Raw genomic sequence first — 15666 nt, 5'->3', positions numbered from 1 at the left:
CTCATTTTAGTCTCACTTTTCAGGAGGTAATAAAAAATGCGGATTGCTCAAATTGCTCCTCTTTGGGAGCGCGTCCCGCCCCCTACCTACGGTGGCACCGAGTTAGTGGCCTCCCTCTTAACGGATGGATTAGTCCGACGCGGTCATGAGGTGACTCTATTTGCTTCTGGTGATTCCATCACGCTAGCAGAGTTGGAAGCCGTTCATCCTCGTGCTTTACGGCTGGATGACAGCGTCAAAGAGTACGGCATCTATGAAATGCTGCAGCTCAGTACGGTTTACGATCGCGCTGATGAATTTGATGTCATCCATTCCCACATGGGCTGTTCGGCATTAGCGTATGCCAAATTAGTGAAAACTCCTACTGTGCATACCTTGCATGGCATTTTCACCCCTGATAACGAGCGCATGTTCCTGCATGCCAAACAGCAGCCATTCGTGAGCATTTCTCAAGCTCAGCGTGAGCCGAGATTGGGTCTTAACTGCGTTGCCACGGTCTACAACGGGATTGATACCGATAGCTACACCTTTTATCCTCAGCCCAGTGACCCACCCTATTTAGCGTTTTTAGGGCGACTCTCGCCCGAAAAGGGAACTCATCTGGCGATCGAGATTGCGAAACGCACGGGTTGGCACCTGAAGATTGCAGGCAAGATTGACCCGGTGGATGTGGAGTACTACGAAACGGCAGTGAAACCCCATGTCGACGGGACGCAAATTCAGTATCTGGGAGAGGCGAACCATCAGCAAAAGAATGCGCTCATGGGCAATGCCGTAGCGACCCTGTTTCCCATCACCTGGCGTGAACCGTTTGGCCTGGTCATGGTGGAGTCGATGGCCTCTGGTACGCCCGTCATCGCGATGGAAATGGGTTCAACAGCGGAAGTGATTGCGCATGGCAAAACCGGCTTCTTGTGTCACAGCGTTGATGAATGTGTTGCAGCGCTTGACCATGTGGCCACGATCGACCGTCGCCTCTGCCGCGAACATGTGGTGAGCCATTTCAGCGTACAGCGGATGGTCGATGGTTATGAAGCGGTCTATCAAAAGCTAATTGATGCCCGTTTCGCGCGAAACGGAAAGTCTCACAGTTTTGTGAGTGCTGGTCAGAGTCGTTAGTCATTGGGTGGAGGTGCAAGCCTCCACCTTTTTTGTGAGGTGAAGAGATGGTCAATTCCAACAACGCAAATTCTGTTTCAACTGTTGTCGCACCGTTCAACCAACCTTATGTGTCTTCCCGGAAGACGGTGCCCACACGGCAAGCGATCGCGCTGATTTCAGAACACGGCGATCCAGCGGCAGAGATTGGTAAAGACGCGGCCGGTGGGCAAAACGTTTATGTGCGTCAGGTGGGCGAAGCGTTGGCAAAGCTGGGCTGGCAGGTAGACATGTTTACCCGCAAGACAAAACCAGACGATGCCGCGATCGTGCAGCATGCGCCCCACTGTCGCACGATTCGGTTGGTCGCAGGGCCGGAGCAGTTTATCCCTCGCGATGAGCTGTTTCCCTACATGCAAGAGTTTGTTGCGGCATTCCAGGCGTTCCAAAGCAAAGAAGGCTCTAACTATCCATTGGTACATACCAATTACTGGATGTCTGCCTGGGTCGGCTTACAGCTAAAGCAACAAAGCAACATTCAACTGATCCACACCTATCATTCCTTGGGTGCTGTTAAATATCAGGCTGTACCGCATCGCCCTGTGATCGCCGCTACACGCTTAGCGATTGAGCGCCAAATTCTTGAGCAGGCAGACTGTATTGTGGCAACCAGTCCTCAAGAACAGGAAACGCTTCGTACGCTGGTCTCTAAGGAGGGACACATTGAAGTGATTCCTTGTGGTACCGATATCAGTAACTTCCACACTATCCCTAAAGCAGAAGCTAGAGCGGCGCTCGGTTTCGATGTCAACGATGCGATCGTTCTGTACGTTGGACGGTTTGATCCCCGCAAAGGCATTGAAACGCTGGTGCGCGCTTTTGCCCAGTTGAAAGTAGAGACAGGGCGAAGGGAGTCGAACGGAAAAGCTGCCTTTGACCCGGCCAAACTGCGGCTAGTGATTGTGGGCGGCAGCCACCCAGACAGCACTGATGGGCTGGAACGGGCTCGCATTGAGCGACTGATCCATGCAGCCGGACTGGCAGAACAGACCGTTTTTGCAGGGCAAATTGGGCATGCGTCGCTGCCGCTTTATTACACTGCCGCCGATGTTTGCGCGATCCCCAGCCACTATGAACCCTTTGGGCTGGTCGCGATCGAGGCCATGGCGTGTGGCACTCCTGTGGTTGCGTCTGATGTGGGCGGTTTATCGTTCACAGTTGTACCGGATGAAACGGGGCTACTGGTGCCACCGCAAGATCCGAGCGCACTCGCTCAGGCGATCGAGCGCGTCTTGACGGATGAACTGTGGGCAAGAAAATTAAGGCGGCAGGCACCCATTCGAGTCCAGCAGAACTTTAGCTGGTCTGGTGTTGCTGTCCATCTGAGCGATCTGTACCGTCGTCTGCTAGCACAGTCAATTTCCAACACGTTGTTTTTTGACACGTCGGTTGCGCCGTTGTCTGAGAAGCAAGACCTGTCTCCGCTCCATAAGGACGTCGCCCCTGCTTCAACGTTGACGAAAGTCTCTTAAGTCTAGAGGTAGGAGAGGTAGGGGCGCAGGCTGTGCGCCCCTACGACGAGGAAAGATCACTGCTTGAAGCCATCAGTAACAGCGTATCTTTCGAAGGCTGCGCTGTTTGTTCGTGCAACAGTTGTTCTTGGAGCCACTCAATTTCGCGTTGCAACTCTGTGCCGCAGTAGGCCCACAACTTGGTGTTATGGGGGTCAGACGAAAGTGGCTGCCGCATTTCCCGATTTTCTAACCTGAGTTGGCAAACCATCAGGCGGTACTGAAGCAGTTTGATGCGTTCTGCTGGCTCTAAATAACTGAAAAAGAGAAATTTGATCAAAAAGCGAGAGCGAGAGTTGACCCAGCTTTCGTGAGGATACTCCAACATTTTCTGTCGCCAAAGTAGTTTTCCTTCTGGCGTGATGCTGTACATTTTGCGCTGTGAACCGCCTTCTCCCTCCGCATCGGTGAGCACAGCGATCGCCCCACGCTCTTCCAAGCGCTTCAGCAAGGGGTAAATCGTACCGTAGTTAACGCTGACACAACTGCTCATAAAGAGCTCAAGCTGCTGCTTTAGCCGGTAGCCGTGTAGATTTTCGTGTTGCAGTAACCCTAACGCCGCTAATTCAAGCATTTATATCAGTCCGATATACTGAACCGTTGTATTTTCTTTGAATTTTCTATATATTCATCATATACTTCGTGCTCTAAGTATATTCTCTCCTTTTAGAGCAAGGCCTTCTACTTGAAGTATGCCTGATGCCTGATGTGTGATCACTAAGCCCCCACTACCTTGAACATTGCCATCGTTGGAGGCTATGTAGCGACAGAGTTTCTAGTGTTGAGCAAGCTGAGAGTCAGTTATGAATAATGCTATGTCGTTGAACGACATTGTGAAATTGCCCAGAGCTTTGTTTTTGACAAGACTAGGACGCCAACGAGGCCACTAGACCGGGCTGCTCGTTGTGATCTGGGCTGGAGTCCTAGACGTTGGATGCAGTTTTAATTGGGCATAACATGGCAATGAAAGGAACGTTACTCGTAAAGCAACTCGTTCTATCAGCGTTGGCGCTGAGTTTGTTGGGGTCTTGTAGTCAGGGTGAACAGGCAGCAAGCGCGAAAAAGCCGCCGCCAGTAAAAGTCAAAGTAACGACGCTGGAATCGGCAACGGTGAACGATAGCGCTGAATATGTGGCCAATCTGGTCTCACGTCGATCGGTCAGCCTCAAGCCCCGTGTCGAAGGGCAAGTCACGCAAATTTCGGTCAAGCCGGGTGAGGCGGTAGCCGCTGGAACGCCGATTTTGCTCATCGACCCCAGAAAGCAACAGGCGACAGTGGGCAGCGCTAGTGCCACGGTAGAGGTGGCGATCGCTAATAGCGCCAATGCCAGAGCCACCTTGAAAAGCTATGAAGCGGATCTGTTGCAAAAGCAGGCTGATTTAAAACTTAAACAAACGCAGTACAAGCGCTATAGGGAGTTGGCGGCGCAAGGTGCAACCAGCCGCGATACGCTCGACCAATTTGCTAACAATCTGGCGGCATCGAAAGCACAAGTGGGTGTGACAAGGGCACAAATTCAGGCGCAGAAGGCGGTTATTGCTAGCAACGATCGCGTTGTGCAGCAAAACCAGGCAAGTACTCAAGAACAAGCGGTTGAGCTTCAGTACTACAACATCACCGCGCCTTTTGAAGGGTCAGTGGGAGATATTCCAGTGAAGGTGGGGGATTTTGTAGATACCTCAACGCAACTGGTGACGATTACTCAAAACAATCCGCTGGAAGTGAATCTCGCGATTTCAGTCGATCGTGCTCCCGACGTAAAACCCGGCACCTCTGTCGAGTTGTTGGATGCACAGGGCAAAGTGGTTGGCACCAGCAAGGTCTTTTTTATTGCCTCAGCAGTGGACAGCACCAACCAGTCTGTATTGATTAAGTCGCTCTACAACAACACTCAGAACAAGCTACGTGCCTCACAGTTTGTACGCGCGCGGGTGATCTGGAGCAAGCGTCCTGGTCTGCTCATTCCCACCGCCGCGATTTCTCGGATTGCGGGTCAGACGTTCGTCTTTGTGGCGCAACCTGGCGAACAACCCGACAAGCTGGTTGCGAAACAGCGACTTGTCAAGCTGGGCAATATTGAGGGCAATAACTATCAGGTGTTGGATGGTTTGAAGCCAGGAGAAAAGATTGTGACGTCTGGGTTGCTTAGCTTGAGAGACAACGCCGAAATTGCCCCCGAAGCCTAGAGCGAGGGTACTTCTATGCCTTCTGACGGATGCTCTCTAGAGGGGTGAGACTCTTATACTGCGGCGATCGTCATCATCAGTCTGCCGCTGCCTCAATCCACCTTTCCCGGTAACGTTATGTTCGCCGATTTCTTTATCCGACGACCGATTTTTGCCATTGTTTGCTCACTGTTGATTATTTTGGTGGGTGCGATTTGTATTCCGCTTTTGCCGATCGCTCAGTATCCTGACATCAGCCCCACGCAAATTAACGTCACTTCAAACTATCCTGGGGCAACGGCTGAAACGGTTGAAAACGCAGTCACTACGATTCTGGAGCGACAAATCAACGGGGTTGAAGGCGCGAAATATATCACCTCCAGCAGCAGTAATGATGGTACCAGCACCATTACCATCACCTTTGATGCGGCACGAAATAAAGATATTGCTGCGGTGGATGTGCAGAACCGTATTGCGGTAGCAGAACCCCAACTGCCTGAGGCAGTCAGAAATACTGGGGTGAGAGTGACGAAGCGATCGAGCAATATTCTGCTGGCGATCGGCTTCTACGCTCAGAACGGTGAGTACGACAACACCTTCATGAGCAACTACGCTGATCTCTACATTGTTGATGCGTTAAAGCGCTTGAAAGGGGTGGGCGATGTCACCATCTTTGGTGAACGCAAATACTCGATGCGACTGTGGGTTGACCCCAATAAGCTAGCCAGTCGAGGGCTGACTGCTCAGGATGTGGTGACAGCGCTGCAAAGTCAGAATATTCAGGTGGGGGCAGGCACGATCGGGCAACAGCCCTCTAATGCCGATCAGCGGTATCAGATTGATCTGCAAGCGGTCAGTCGTCTGACGAGCGTGCCTCAGTTTGAAAATTTGGTGGTGAAGGCAGGGACGGGCGGCAATCTCGTTCGACTGAAGGATGTAGGGAGAGTTGAACTGGGCGCACAAAACTACGGCTCGTTTCTGCGCTATCGCGGTAATGATGCAGTCGGGATCGGGATCTATCAGCTGCCTGGCAGTAATGCCCTGACTGTCGCGGAGGAAGTCAAAGCCGAACTCGCGAAACTGAAGGGGTCCTTCCCACCGGGCTTAAATTACCAGGTTGCACTGGATACGACGCTCTACGTGGATGCCTCGCTCAAAGAAGTGGTCAAGACGCTGTTTGAGGCGATCGTCCTGGTCATCATTGTGATTTTCTTCTTCCTGCAAGATTGGCGCACCACGCTGATTCCAACCATTACCATCCCGGTTTCGCTCATTGGAACCTTCGCCTTCATTAAGGTCTTTAATTTTTCGATTAACTCCCTGTCGCTGTTTGGTCTGACGCTGGCAACGGGTCTGGTGGTGGACGACGCGATCATCGTCGTGGAAAACATCGCTCGCCTGATTCAGGAAAGGGGCATGAAGCCGCGTGAGGCGACCTCTCAAGGCATGAAGGAATTGTTTGGTGCCGTGATTGCGACCTCCTTAGTCCTTGTGGCAGTGTTCGTGCCGGTTTCCTTTTTTCCGGGTACAACGGGGCAACTTTACAAGCAGTTTGCGCTAACGATCGCCTTCTCGATCGTGCTCTCGACATTTAATGCTTTGACCTTGAGCCCGGCTCTAGCAGCAATACTGCTGCGGCAGACGGAACCCAAGCGGAACTGGCTATTCGATCGCTTTAACTGGGCGATTGACCGGACGCGCGGTGGCTACGCGCGATCGCTCCAAAAGTTGGTGAGAGCCCGTTTTATCGTTCTGGGCGTGTTTGCGCTCCTGTTGGTCGGTACTGGCATGTTGTATGCGCGCGTACCGACTGCCTTTTTGCCAGAGGAAGATCAAGGTTACTTCATCACGCTGATCCAGGGGCCTGATGGCGTCTCGCTGAACTACACTGGCGACGTGATGAACCGGGTTGAGCAAGAGATCCTCAAAATCCCTGATGTGGTGGGCACGTTTTCCGTGGGTGGCTTCAGTTTCAGCGGCAATACCGCCAATCAGGGGATTATTTTTACGGCACTCAAACCCTGGGAAGAGCGGAAGAAAGAAGGACAGTCTGCTAAAGCGATTCTGGGTCAACTACGTGGCGCGATCGGCAATATCACGGAAGCCCGCATTATTCCGGTTAACCCGCCGGCGATTCAGGGTTTGGGGACGGTGGGCGGCTTCCAGTTTGAGCTGCAAGATCGGCAGACGGGTGGCGAGTTAGATCAACTGGTGGGCACGATGGGGCAACTGGTGAGAGAAGCGGCTCAAACGCCCAGCTTGCTGGCTGTTTACAGTACGTATTCTGCCAGCACACCCCAACTGCAAGTGGAGGTCGATCGCAACAAGGCAGAAGCGCTCGGTGTGCCTGTAGATCAAGTATTCAACACGTTGCAAACGCTCCTGGGATCGCAATATGTCAACGATTTTGATCTCGATCGCCGTACCTACCGGGTTTATATTCAGGCCGATAAGCAGTTTCGCGCCAATCCGGGCAATGTGGGGCAGCTGCAGGTGCGATCGACCTCAGGGCAAATGATTCCACTCAGTAACCTGGTGACCCTCACCCCCAAAGTGGGCGCACAGACCATCAATCATTACAATCTGTTTCGCTCCATTGAAATTACGGGTGGCCCTGCTCCTGGCTTTAGCTCTGGGCAGGCGCTAAAAACGATGCAAGACATCGCTGCCAAGACTCTAGCACCAACGCAGGGCTACGAATGGTCGGGTACCTCTGCAGAGGAATTAGCCTCAGGTGGTCAGGCGCCGCTCATCTTTGGCTTGGGCATTGTCTTCGTCTTTCTGGTGTTAGCAGCCCAATACGAAAGCTTTATTGACCCGTTGATCATTCTGCTGGCGGTGCCCTTAGCGATTCTGGGCGCGATGTTGGCATTGACGCTACGGGGACTCTCCAACGATGTCTATTCTCAGATTGGTTTAGTGATGCTGATCGGGCTAGCCAGTAAGAACGCGATTTTGATTGTGGAGTTTGCCAACCAACTACGGGAACAAGGGTTGTCGATCACAAAAGCCGCGATCGAATCATCGCAAGAACGCCTGCGACCGATTCTGATGACCTCTTTTGCCTTCATTCTGGGCTTGCTACCGCTGGTGTTTGCCTCTGGCGCGGGTGCCGCCAGTCGGCGCTCGTTGGGGACAGCCGTTGCAGGTGGGATGCTGGTCTCGACCATTCTCAGCCTCTTTGTCGTACCCATCTTGTACATCATCATCGTGTCGCTAGAACAACGGTTTAAGTCGCGTCAGGGCGGTGGCGACAACACTCCCAATGGCAAGCATGGAGAAACCCAGATGCAACCGCGATCGGAAGTGAGTTCGTCCACATCAGATCGCAGCTAAGCGACATGGAAACCGGATGGGCGTTCTGTCCCCAACGAAGTCTCATGACCAGGCTAGAAAATCACTCTATTGGTTCATTCAGAAAGGAAAAAGATTTGAGAGGATAACATAGCAAAAGATTGGTTTGAGCATTGTTGCTTCAAGCGACAAGAGGCTGTGTTCCATCTGCCGTGATGCTTCTTGTAGCTTTTTTACTGACTAGACCCTGTGCTAACGCTGGTCAAGCAGCCACGAGCGCATTACTATCAGAACGGAGTCGTTGCCAGATCAGTCGATCGCTGTCATCTATTTTTATTGGGTTATTACCGTGGCAGAAAGCACAGACAGCAGTAAAGAAAAAGAAAATTTTTTCTACCCGACCGCAAACTACCGGGGTGAGTTTACACCAGAACATTTGGCATTCAACGCCAACCTGCAGGAATTTGCCCAACGGGTCTCCATCATCTGTGGTCTGGAAACAGGCGGCAAAGTGCCTCCAGGTGACGCCTACAAAGAGATCAAAAAGCTATGGAAACAGCTCAAAGAATCCAAGCAGGCGCTGCTGGAGCAGACTGAACGACCACGACCAGACTTGCCAGAAGACTAAGGATTGTTAAAAAACAAGTTCCTGTTGGAACCCGTCCGCCTTGAATTTAAAGCTGATGGCTGACCGCTGGTAGCTAATGGCTAGACCTGGAAGTAGTCCTTAACAATTTGCAGGATGCGAGCAGCGGCATGCCCATCACCAAAGGGATTGACGGCCATTGCCATTGCCTCATAGGCATCGCGATCGCTCAAAAGCTGTCCTGCTACTGATGCAATCTGGTCAGAATCTGTTCCTACCAGTTGGGCAGTGCCTGCGGTCACAGCTTCTGGGCGTTCAGTCGTTTCTCGCAATACCAAAACGGGTTTGCCTAAGCTGGGTGCTTCTTCCTGTAGCCCACCCGAATCGGTAAGCAGCAAGTAGCAACGTTGAATGGCACCGACCAGTTCTGCATAGTCCAACGGTTCGGTCAAAAACACTCTAGGATGGTCGCCCAACAGAGCCTGCAACGGTTTACGCACTGTAGGGTTGCGATGCAGTGGCAACAATAACGCCGTATCGGGGAACCGATCGAGAAGCTTGAGAAAGCCTTGAGCAATAGCTTGCAGCGGCTCACCCCAGTTTTCACGACGATGCACCGTCGATAGCAAAACACGGTACTTCTCCCATGCCAGGTTGGGGATGTTGCAAGCGGGTTGACGCGCTGCTGTGGCGAGAAGGGCATCAATGACGGTATTACCCGTTTGATGGATCGTACCCAACACACCCGATCGCTCCAGATGGTCTACTGATACTGCTGTTGGCGCAAAGTGTAGCTGTGTAATCTGAGAAACGAGGCGGCGATTCGCTTCCTCAGGAAAGGGATTGTAAATGTCATCCGTTCGCAAGCCTGCTTCGACATGCCCGACCGGAATCTTTTGGTAGAACGCAGCCAGTGCCGCCGCGAACGCCGTTGTAGTATCCCCCTGTACCAGTACCATCTGAGGCTGCAATTTTTGAAAGAGAGCTTCTAAACCACGCAAACTCAAGCAGGTAATGTCACTCAAACTTTGCTTTGGCTGCATAATCGCCAGGTCATGATCAGCCGTCAAATCGAATAAGGCCATTACCTGATCGACCATCTCTCGATGCTGTCCCGTCAGAATAACCTGGGTGTCGAAAATGGGGCAAGCCTTAAAGGCCTGAATGACTGGAGCAAGCTTAATTGCCTCTGGGCGTGTTCCCAAAATAATGCTTACTGGGATGGGCGTTTTCTGCATTAGGCTTTAGTTTGTGGCGTGGGCAAGAGAGTTGGTGAGGCAACATGTAGCAAAGTCATCCCATTCTACAAACTTGGGTGCTGCTTATTTGTCAAATTGCGGGTCACAACACAGTCCCTTTAACAACCAGAGAGCGCCAAGCCAATAAAAAACCCGGTAAAACCGGGTTGCAAAGTCGAAATGAGGCCTCAGTGGAGGCTAAGCGATCTTAATCATGACAATGATTAAGATCGCTTAGCCTTTAACGTCACACGTTAGCGGGCAAGCGGCATAAATGGATGTGTGATGGGGGTCTGCCTCACCGTGCAGCCAGCGTAGCCAGCTAACGTCTTGTGGATGCACTCCTTTTAAAGTCAGGATGGCAGCACCGAGCATGATACCTAAAAGATTGAAGCCAAGAATAGTACTGGCTACGACTAAAACAGCGCTAACAGGCAAGACTGATTGCAAGATCACTGCTAGTAGAGAGCCGATCGTGACCATCAAAATAATCAGCGGAAAACCAATAATGAGAAGGCAAACTGTTAGGGCAAAAGCCCAAATCAAGAAGCTTTTGACTGCTAAAACGTAGTAGACATTTTTAAAGCTTTGACTTTGAGATAACGTCATGCCCGTGTCTCCTAAAAGAAAAATTGGTTATTTTGTCGAAATGCTTTCTTAGCGATCCCCACACTCAGGATCTAGAGTTCTCACAGTATAGAGAGAACCTCTGGATTAGATGAGTCCCTGTAGAATAAATTTACAGTTGTTGGTAATCGTTCATCATCTTCCAGCCGCTTTGAGGTTGTGTCGTCAACGATTTAAGCGCTGGGTTACATAAAAAACGTGCCAAAAGCTTGCAAAAGAAGGTGTTAGAGCCATTAAAGCGGCAGATATATCTGTGAAGTTTTTCCTTTAAAGAAGATTGCGAATTCTTGCTAGATCGTGCTTAATTTTTCTTCGCAATCTTCACTGCTTTTCTCATAAAGTTGGTGAGGTAAGCAAGCTCTTTGTGCGGGTACAGGTAGGGTCGAAGCATTCGGTCAGTCAGCGCTCGAAACTTACAGAAAACTGTTGTCAGAAGGCTTCGACCTTACAGATTTGGGATGCTCTCAGAGCCTGTTTACCGTTTTACCCCACTGCCCCCCTCTAAAGAATCAACGCGTGCGCGCCAATAATCTCCCTTCTGGTTGATGCCCTGGCAGCAGTGGATCTGGTCAACTGTAAAAAGCAATTGAACGGGAGCTGTTGAAAAATGCGGAAGTTAAACATTGGCTTGACGGATGAGCAACGTGGTGGAGTCTCTGAACTGTTAAACAAAGACTTGGCTGACGCAAATTTGCTACTCATCAAAACCAAGAAATATCACTGGGATGTTACTGGACCTGAGTTCCGCTCACTGCACCAAATTTGGGAAGAGCAGTACGAAGTGTTAAACGTGTCGATCGACGCGATCGCTGAGCGAGTACGTGCACTGGGCAATTTTCCGCTTGGCACGGCTGAAGGCTTTTTGAAGTATGGTTCTCTGCAAGAGCACACCGGGAACGTTCCATCTTCTTACGAAATGGTGTCAAATCTGGTTGACGATCATGAGCAAGTCATCCGCAATCTCCGTGAGCATATCGATCAGTGCTCCGAAAATTTTCATGACGAAGGGACAGCTGATTTTCTGACAGGTTTGATGGAAGGGCACGAAGAAATGGCATGGATGCTACGTTCCTTCATTGAAGGCAAGGCCGTGCAGCCAGATAATCAGAAGCCGCCTGCCGATGTGAAGTTTCCGGTTGGCGCTGCTAAATCTAAATAGTCCCGCCAAACGGTTGCGTCAGTCAGCGGACCATTGGGGCATCATGCCTCAGCTAAACGGAAGACTGCTTTTCGAGGATCGACGACTGCTATCGGACTTACGCTTCTGAAGCCTTGCCTTCCCTTATCCCCTCAAAGGCAGAAAACTTTGGAGGTTCCCTTTTGAAGGGATTAGGAGGTCTTTCTTGAGTAATACCAAATCTTGCAATAAACACTACAGATACGCCCTCACCCTAAATCCCTCTCCCACAGGAGAGGGACTTTGAATCCGGCTCTCTTCTCCCCTTGGGAGAAGGGTTGGGGATGAGGGCAAGATCTGTAGCCTTTACTAATTGATTTGGTATAAGTCCCAAGCGCTTACACAAAGGCATTCAATTGAGGACTCTAAGTTCCTCCTTCTCGCATTGGAAGGAGGAACATTTTGTTGTTCTGAAGTCTCTCTGCCAAAGAAGGGGCATCTCGCGAATGTAAGCGTCCGTAAGATGCACAGCGTTATCTCATGCTGATCGAGCTTCAAAGCGTTGTGTTTGAAGCGGTCGTCCCTATGAAGTCCCTGCCCTTGCACAGCGACTAATAACCTAGCTGTTTGCGCGCTTGTTGGCGGAGCGCACGTGCTCCCGCCGCTGTTGGTTGAATCTGTAAGGCTTTGTCTAAAGCAGAAACGGCCTGGTCGTAACGTCCCAAATTCCAGAGCGCCGAGCCTTTAGTACTCCAGGCTTCTGCAGAGTTGCGGTCAAGCGCGATCGCGGTATCAAGTGCGTCGATCGCTTCTGACGATCGCCCAAATTCCTGAAGGGTTGTGCCTCGCTCGACCCAGGCATCGACAAAGGCCGGTTTAAGGGCGGTTGCTTCCTCAAAAAACTTAAGGGCTTCCAGCGATCGATCCTGCTGTTTCAAGGCTTTACCTTGGCTCCATAGCGCTTCAGCATAATTGGGGTTGAGCACGAGAGCATCATCGCAGGCAACCATTGCTTGATCCGGTCGTTTGAGTCCGATCAATGTCTCACAGCGTCCCCAATGAGCCTGGGCAAGCTTCGGCTTGAGTTTAATGAGCTTGTCGTAGCTAGCCAGGGCTTTCGTATACTGCCGTTGCTGCCGTTGTCGATTCGCTTGATTCACCAACCGATCGGCCTCTTGTTCTGGCGACAATGGCTTGGGGGGAAGGGGCGATAGCGGCGACGGTGAATAGGTGATCGCGCTCAGTGGTGTCGCTGATTGATTGATCCGCAGTAGCGGATTTCCTTTGAGACTAAAGAGCGCCAGTCCTGCTGCTGCAACGCCCGTCACAAGTGCCCAACGCTGTATGCCTGGTTTCTGGAACGCTTTAGAGAGCTGCTGGCTGACTGGACGTTGGCTTAAGGCCTCCGCAGGCTCCGCTTTTTGCAGAGAGGAATCAGACGCTGTATGACCAGATAGCGTCAATGTTTCATCTTTGGGGTCGGTCGGTGCGAAGTCATAGGTGGCGCTAGACTGCTTCAATGTCACGATGGGCTGTTGAGCCGTGTCGAGCAGCACGGTTGAGGCTAAATCATCATCCGTTACCGAGGCTCGGGTTTCAGTCTCCGTAGCGTCGGGTGCAATGCTTCGCAACGATTCCAGCGCTTCTACAGCCGTTGGGTAGCGATCGCGGAAGTCATAGCACACCATGCGATCGAGGATGGCTGCTAGCTCATCGCTGACGCCCGGGCTATGGACACGCCAGTCAAGCTCACTCGTTTGAGCGTCTTCACCCAATTCACGGGGCAACACACCCGTTAACGCCTGAATACCAGCTAAGCCGACTGCATAGATGTCGCTGCTAAAGCGGGGTTTCCCTGCGAGCTGCTCGTTTGGGATGTAGCCTTGAGTGCCAATGGAAACTGTTGAGTCAGCCATATCCGTATTCGGATCGGCTGCTTGGACGCTCACTCGCTTCACGGCACCAAAATCAATCAGCACAAGCTTGCCATCGCGGCGGCGACGCATCAGGTTCGATGGTTTGACATCCCGGTGAATCACGTTCTGCTCATGGACAAAGACCAAGACTTCGAGAATATCTTTGAGTAAGGCAATGACCCGGTCTTCCGGCCACGGCTCCCCTTTGATAATTTGCCGAGTCATGGGCTCGCCTTCGACAAACTCCTGCACCAGATAGAATTCCTGGTTTTCCTCAAAGTGGGCGAAGAGCGCTGGTATCTGGTCGTGGTTGCCCAGCTGATACAGCACTCTCGCTTCCGTATTGAACAATCGTCTGGCTGTTTGTAGGTTTTTAGGCTCGTTCGTCTTAGCTACCAGCCGTTTAACCACGCAGCGAGGGCAATCTGGCAAATGGAGGTCTTGTGCCAGAAACGTCTGACCAAACCCGCCAACGCCTAATTGACTGATGAGTTTGTAACGCTTGCCCACCACAGCGGTGGGACTGTCCTGTTGAAGTTGATGAGTCATTGTTTAGTTAAGCGACTCTAGGTTCATCAAGCATCGAGGCAGCCGAACATTCTCATTTTTCCGCTCGCAACCACAATATCAGGATTTCCTAGAGAGGTTTCTATCGATTTCAATCATAGGGACTTCATTCCAAACCTGTGACTAAATTGGTACTGCAGATGCTAGTGCGATCGCGCAAAGACCGATTTAGAAGGCAATTGACAGAATGCAGCAATTAAAAATGCATTCTTAATGAAGCAGTTTGTTGGCTCGCCTTGTCGTAGCCCTAATCAACAACTCCCCGTCTCTACTTTCCAGCTTCCACTCCTCACTCCGGCGTCTCGCTTGACAGCCCAGCCTGCCCATCAGTAGACAAGGTTGGCTGCTAACTAGCTGATCAAAAAGCGGGACGCGATCGAGACTCTAGTGTATTTGCTATTAGCACAGCTGGCAAATCTTGTCCTTAGGCAATTTCTGAGAGCGGTGCTCACCCTGTAGGGGCGACAAGGCTTTGCGCCTCTAAATAAGGCTTTGCGCCTTTACGGAAGACGGACAAATGATGGGTAATTTATTTTCTGGACTTTCTGGAAAGCTCCTTAGCAACAGTAGCTACCGTCGCTAAAATAATCGCTCTCCCAGTGATGGCAACCCATGAAAGCAAACCTCATTGGTCTGGTCTTGCTAGAATTTTGAGGCAGTCGCTTACCCCTAGCTCGCTGGAATGAAGCCGAAACGTTCAAAGTTCTTGCTACTAGCCTTGCTGAATTCTCTAGCTGATTTTGATGGAGAGCTGTCTGAGCAAGCCATAGAGCTGTTGGATGAGTTGAAAACACGATCGGATAGAGTGCCGCCGCTGTATGCCGATGTTTTTCTACTCCCGCATGCGGCCACCTGTAGTGATCTGGTCGTTCGCATCACCTCGCTGTCTCAGGAGCAGGTGGCGATCGCCAGCTATGCATTTCAAATTTTTCGCTTCTATGAGCAAATCTTGAGGGCTAACCCAGGTGACTCGTCACCACAACAGAAGGCTGCCTATGAATCTCAAATAGAACGCGTTCGGCTTTCGGTCGCTCGAACCAAGGCTGCTTTGGCTGAGTCGCTTGGGTAAAGGTTGAAAGAGACAAGGAAGACTAACGCCTCATTACTCGTGTTAAGACCTCTTTGATCTGAGCAAACACAAACCCCATAGCCAGCATTTCATCCATCAGCACGATAAGCTTTTCAGCGTCCGATAGATGCTTGGCAGGAACCCTAATACTCTTAGTTTCGGCATCCGTAAGGTATTGTACAGTGACTCATTAAACGTCGTCGAGACAAATTAGTGTCGTCGGGTTGTATGTCCTCTTGCATAGGTGTTTTAGAGTTTAAGTCCTTCCTTTCAATGAGAGTAGTCAGTCTCTTTTTATGCCAAATTGGTTGTCGCCTTACAGGATTGTGACAAGTTAGCCGGGCTCTTCCCAGCTTTTGGTGAAGCGGAGAAAACGATTGCTGCACTACGTTGAGCTTGCCGTTATGCAGCCAGAAT

General features: G+C 51.1%; 11 protein-coding genes. 7 read left to right on the top strand and 4 right to left on the bottom strand.

Going from position 1 to position 15666, the window contains the following annotated elements; all coding sequences use genetic code 11:
* The first annotated feature begins 36 nt into the window (after window positions 1-36).
* Window positions 37-1119, top strand: coding sequence for a glycosyltransferase family 4 protein (locus C7B82_RS15260; protein WP_106257151.1), 1083 nt, complete (start codon window positions 37-39; stop codon window positions 1117-1119).
* Window positions 1120-1166: 47 nt separating this feature from the next.
* On the top strand, window positions 1167-2630 hold the full coding sequence (locus C7B82_RS15255) for a glycosyltransferase family 4 protein (RefSeq protein WP_106257150.1): 1464 nt from the start codon (window positions 1167-1169) through the stop codon (window positions 2628-2630).
* Between the two features lie 40 nt (window positions 2631-2670).
* Here C7B82_RS15255 and C7B82_RS15250 read toward each other — a convergent pair whose 3' ends face one another.
* Window positions 2671-3243: a PadR family transcriptional regulator gene (locus tag C7B82_RS15250; RefSeq protein WP_106257149.1), complete on the bottom strand. Its 573-nt coding sequence runs from the start codon at window positions 3241-3243 to the stop codon at window positions 2671-2673.
* A 356-nt stretch (window positions 3244-3599) separates the two neighbouring features.
* On the opposite strand from C7B82_RS15250, the gene C7B82_RS15245 reads away from it, so the two are divergent.
* The 3 genes from C7B82_RS15245 to C7B82_RS15235 all read left to right on the top strand — a co-directional run bounded on the left by C7B82_RS15245 (window position 3600) and on the right by C7B82_RS15235 (window position 8757).
* Window positions 3600-4856: an efflux RND transporter periplasmic adaptor subunit gene (locus C7B82_RS15245; protein WP_219904448.1), complete on the top strand. Its 1257-nt coding sequence runs from the start codon at window positions 3600-3602 to the stop codon at window positions 4854-4856.
* Between the two features lie 117 nt (window positions 4857-4973).
* Entirely contained in the window at window positions 4974-8171 is a 3198-nt protein-coding gene (locus C7B82_RS15240; RefSeq protein WP_106257148.1) for an efflux RND transporter permease subunit, read from the top strand.
* Between the two features lie 307 nt (window positions 8172-8478).
* On the top strand, window positions 8479-8757 hold the full coding sequence (locus C7B82_RS15235; protein WP_106257316.1) for a DUF7219 family protein: 279 nt from the start codon (window positions 8479-8481) through the stop codon (window positions 8755-8757).
* Between the two features lie 80 nt (window positions 8758-8837).
* Here C7B82_RS15235 and wecB read toward each other — a convergent pair whose 3' ends face one another.
* Window positions 8838-9953, bottom strand: coding sequence for a non-hydrolyzing UDP-N-acetylglucosamine 2-epimerase (wecB, locus tag C7B82_RS15230; RefSeq protein WP_106257147.1), 1116 nt, complete (start codon window positions 9951-9953; stop codon window positions 8838-8840).
* A gap of 234 nt (window positions 9954-10187) precedes the next feature.
* Window positions 10188-10562, bottom strand: a complete 375-nt coding sequence (locus tag C7B82_RS15225; RefSeq protein ID WP_106257146.1) for a hypothetical protein — start codon at window positions 10560-10562, stop codon at window positions 10188-10190.
* Between the two features lie 625 nt (window positions 10563-11187).
* Between C7B82_RS15225 and C7B82_RS15220 the strand changes: the two genes are divergently transcribed.
* A complete protein-coding gene (locus tag C7B82_RS15220) occupies window positions 11188-11739 on the top strand; it encodes a Dps family protein (protein ID WP_106257145.1) in 552 nt (183 codons plus the stop codon).
* Between the two features lie 569 nt (window positions 11740-12308).
* On the opposite strand, the gene C7B82_RS15215 is transcribed toward C7B82_RS15220, so the two are convergent.
* Window positions 12309-14162, bottom strand: a complete 1854-nt coding sequence (locus tag C7B82_RS15215; RefSeq protein WP_106257144.1) for a protein kinase domain-containing protein — start codon at window positions 14160-14162, stop codon at window positions 12309-12311.
* Window positions 14163-14862: 700 nt separating this feature from the next.
* Between C7B82_RS15215 and C7B82_RS15210 the strand changes: the two genes are divergently transcribed.
* Entirely contained in the window at window positions 14863-15249 is a 387-nt protein-coding gene (locus C7B82_RS15210) for a hypothetical protein (RefSeq protein WP_106257143.1), read from the top strand.
* Window positions 15250-15666: the final 417 nt, after the last annotated feature.

The organism is Stenomitos frigidus ULC18, from assembly GCF_003003795.1.
GTDB lineage: Bacteria > Cyanobacteriota > Cyanobacteriia > Leptolyngbyales > Leptolyngbyaceae > Stenomitos > Stenomitos frigidus_A.
The sequence above is the reverse complement of the archived record's forward strand: the minus strand, read 5'-3'. Positions and strand labels throughout refer to the sequence as shown.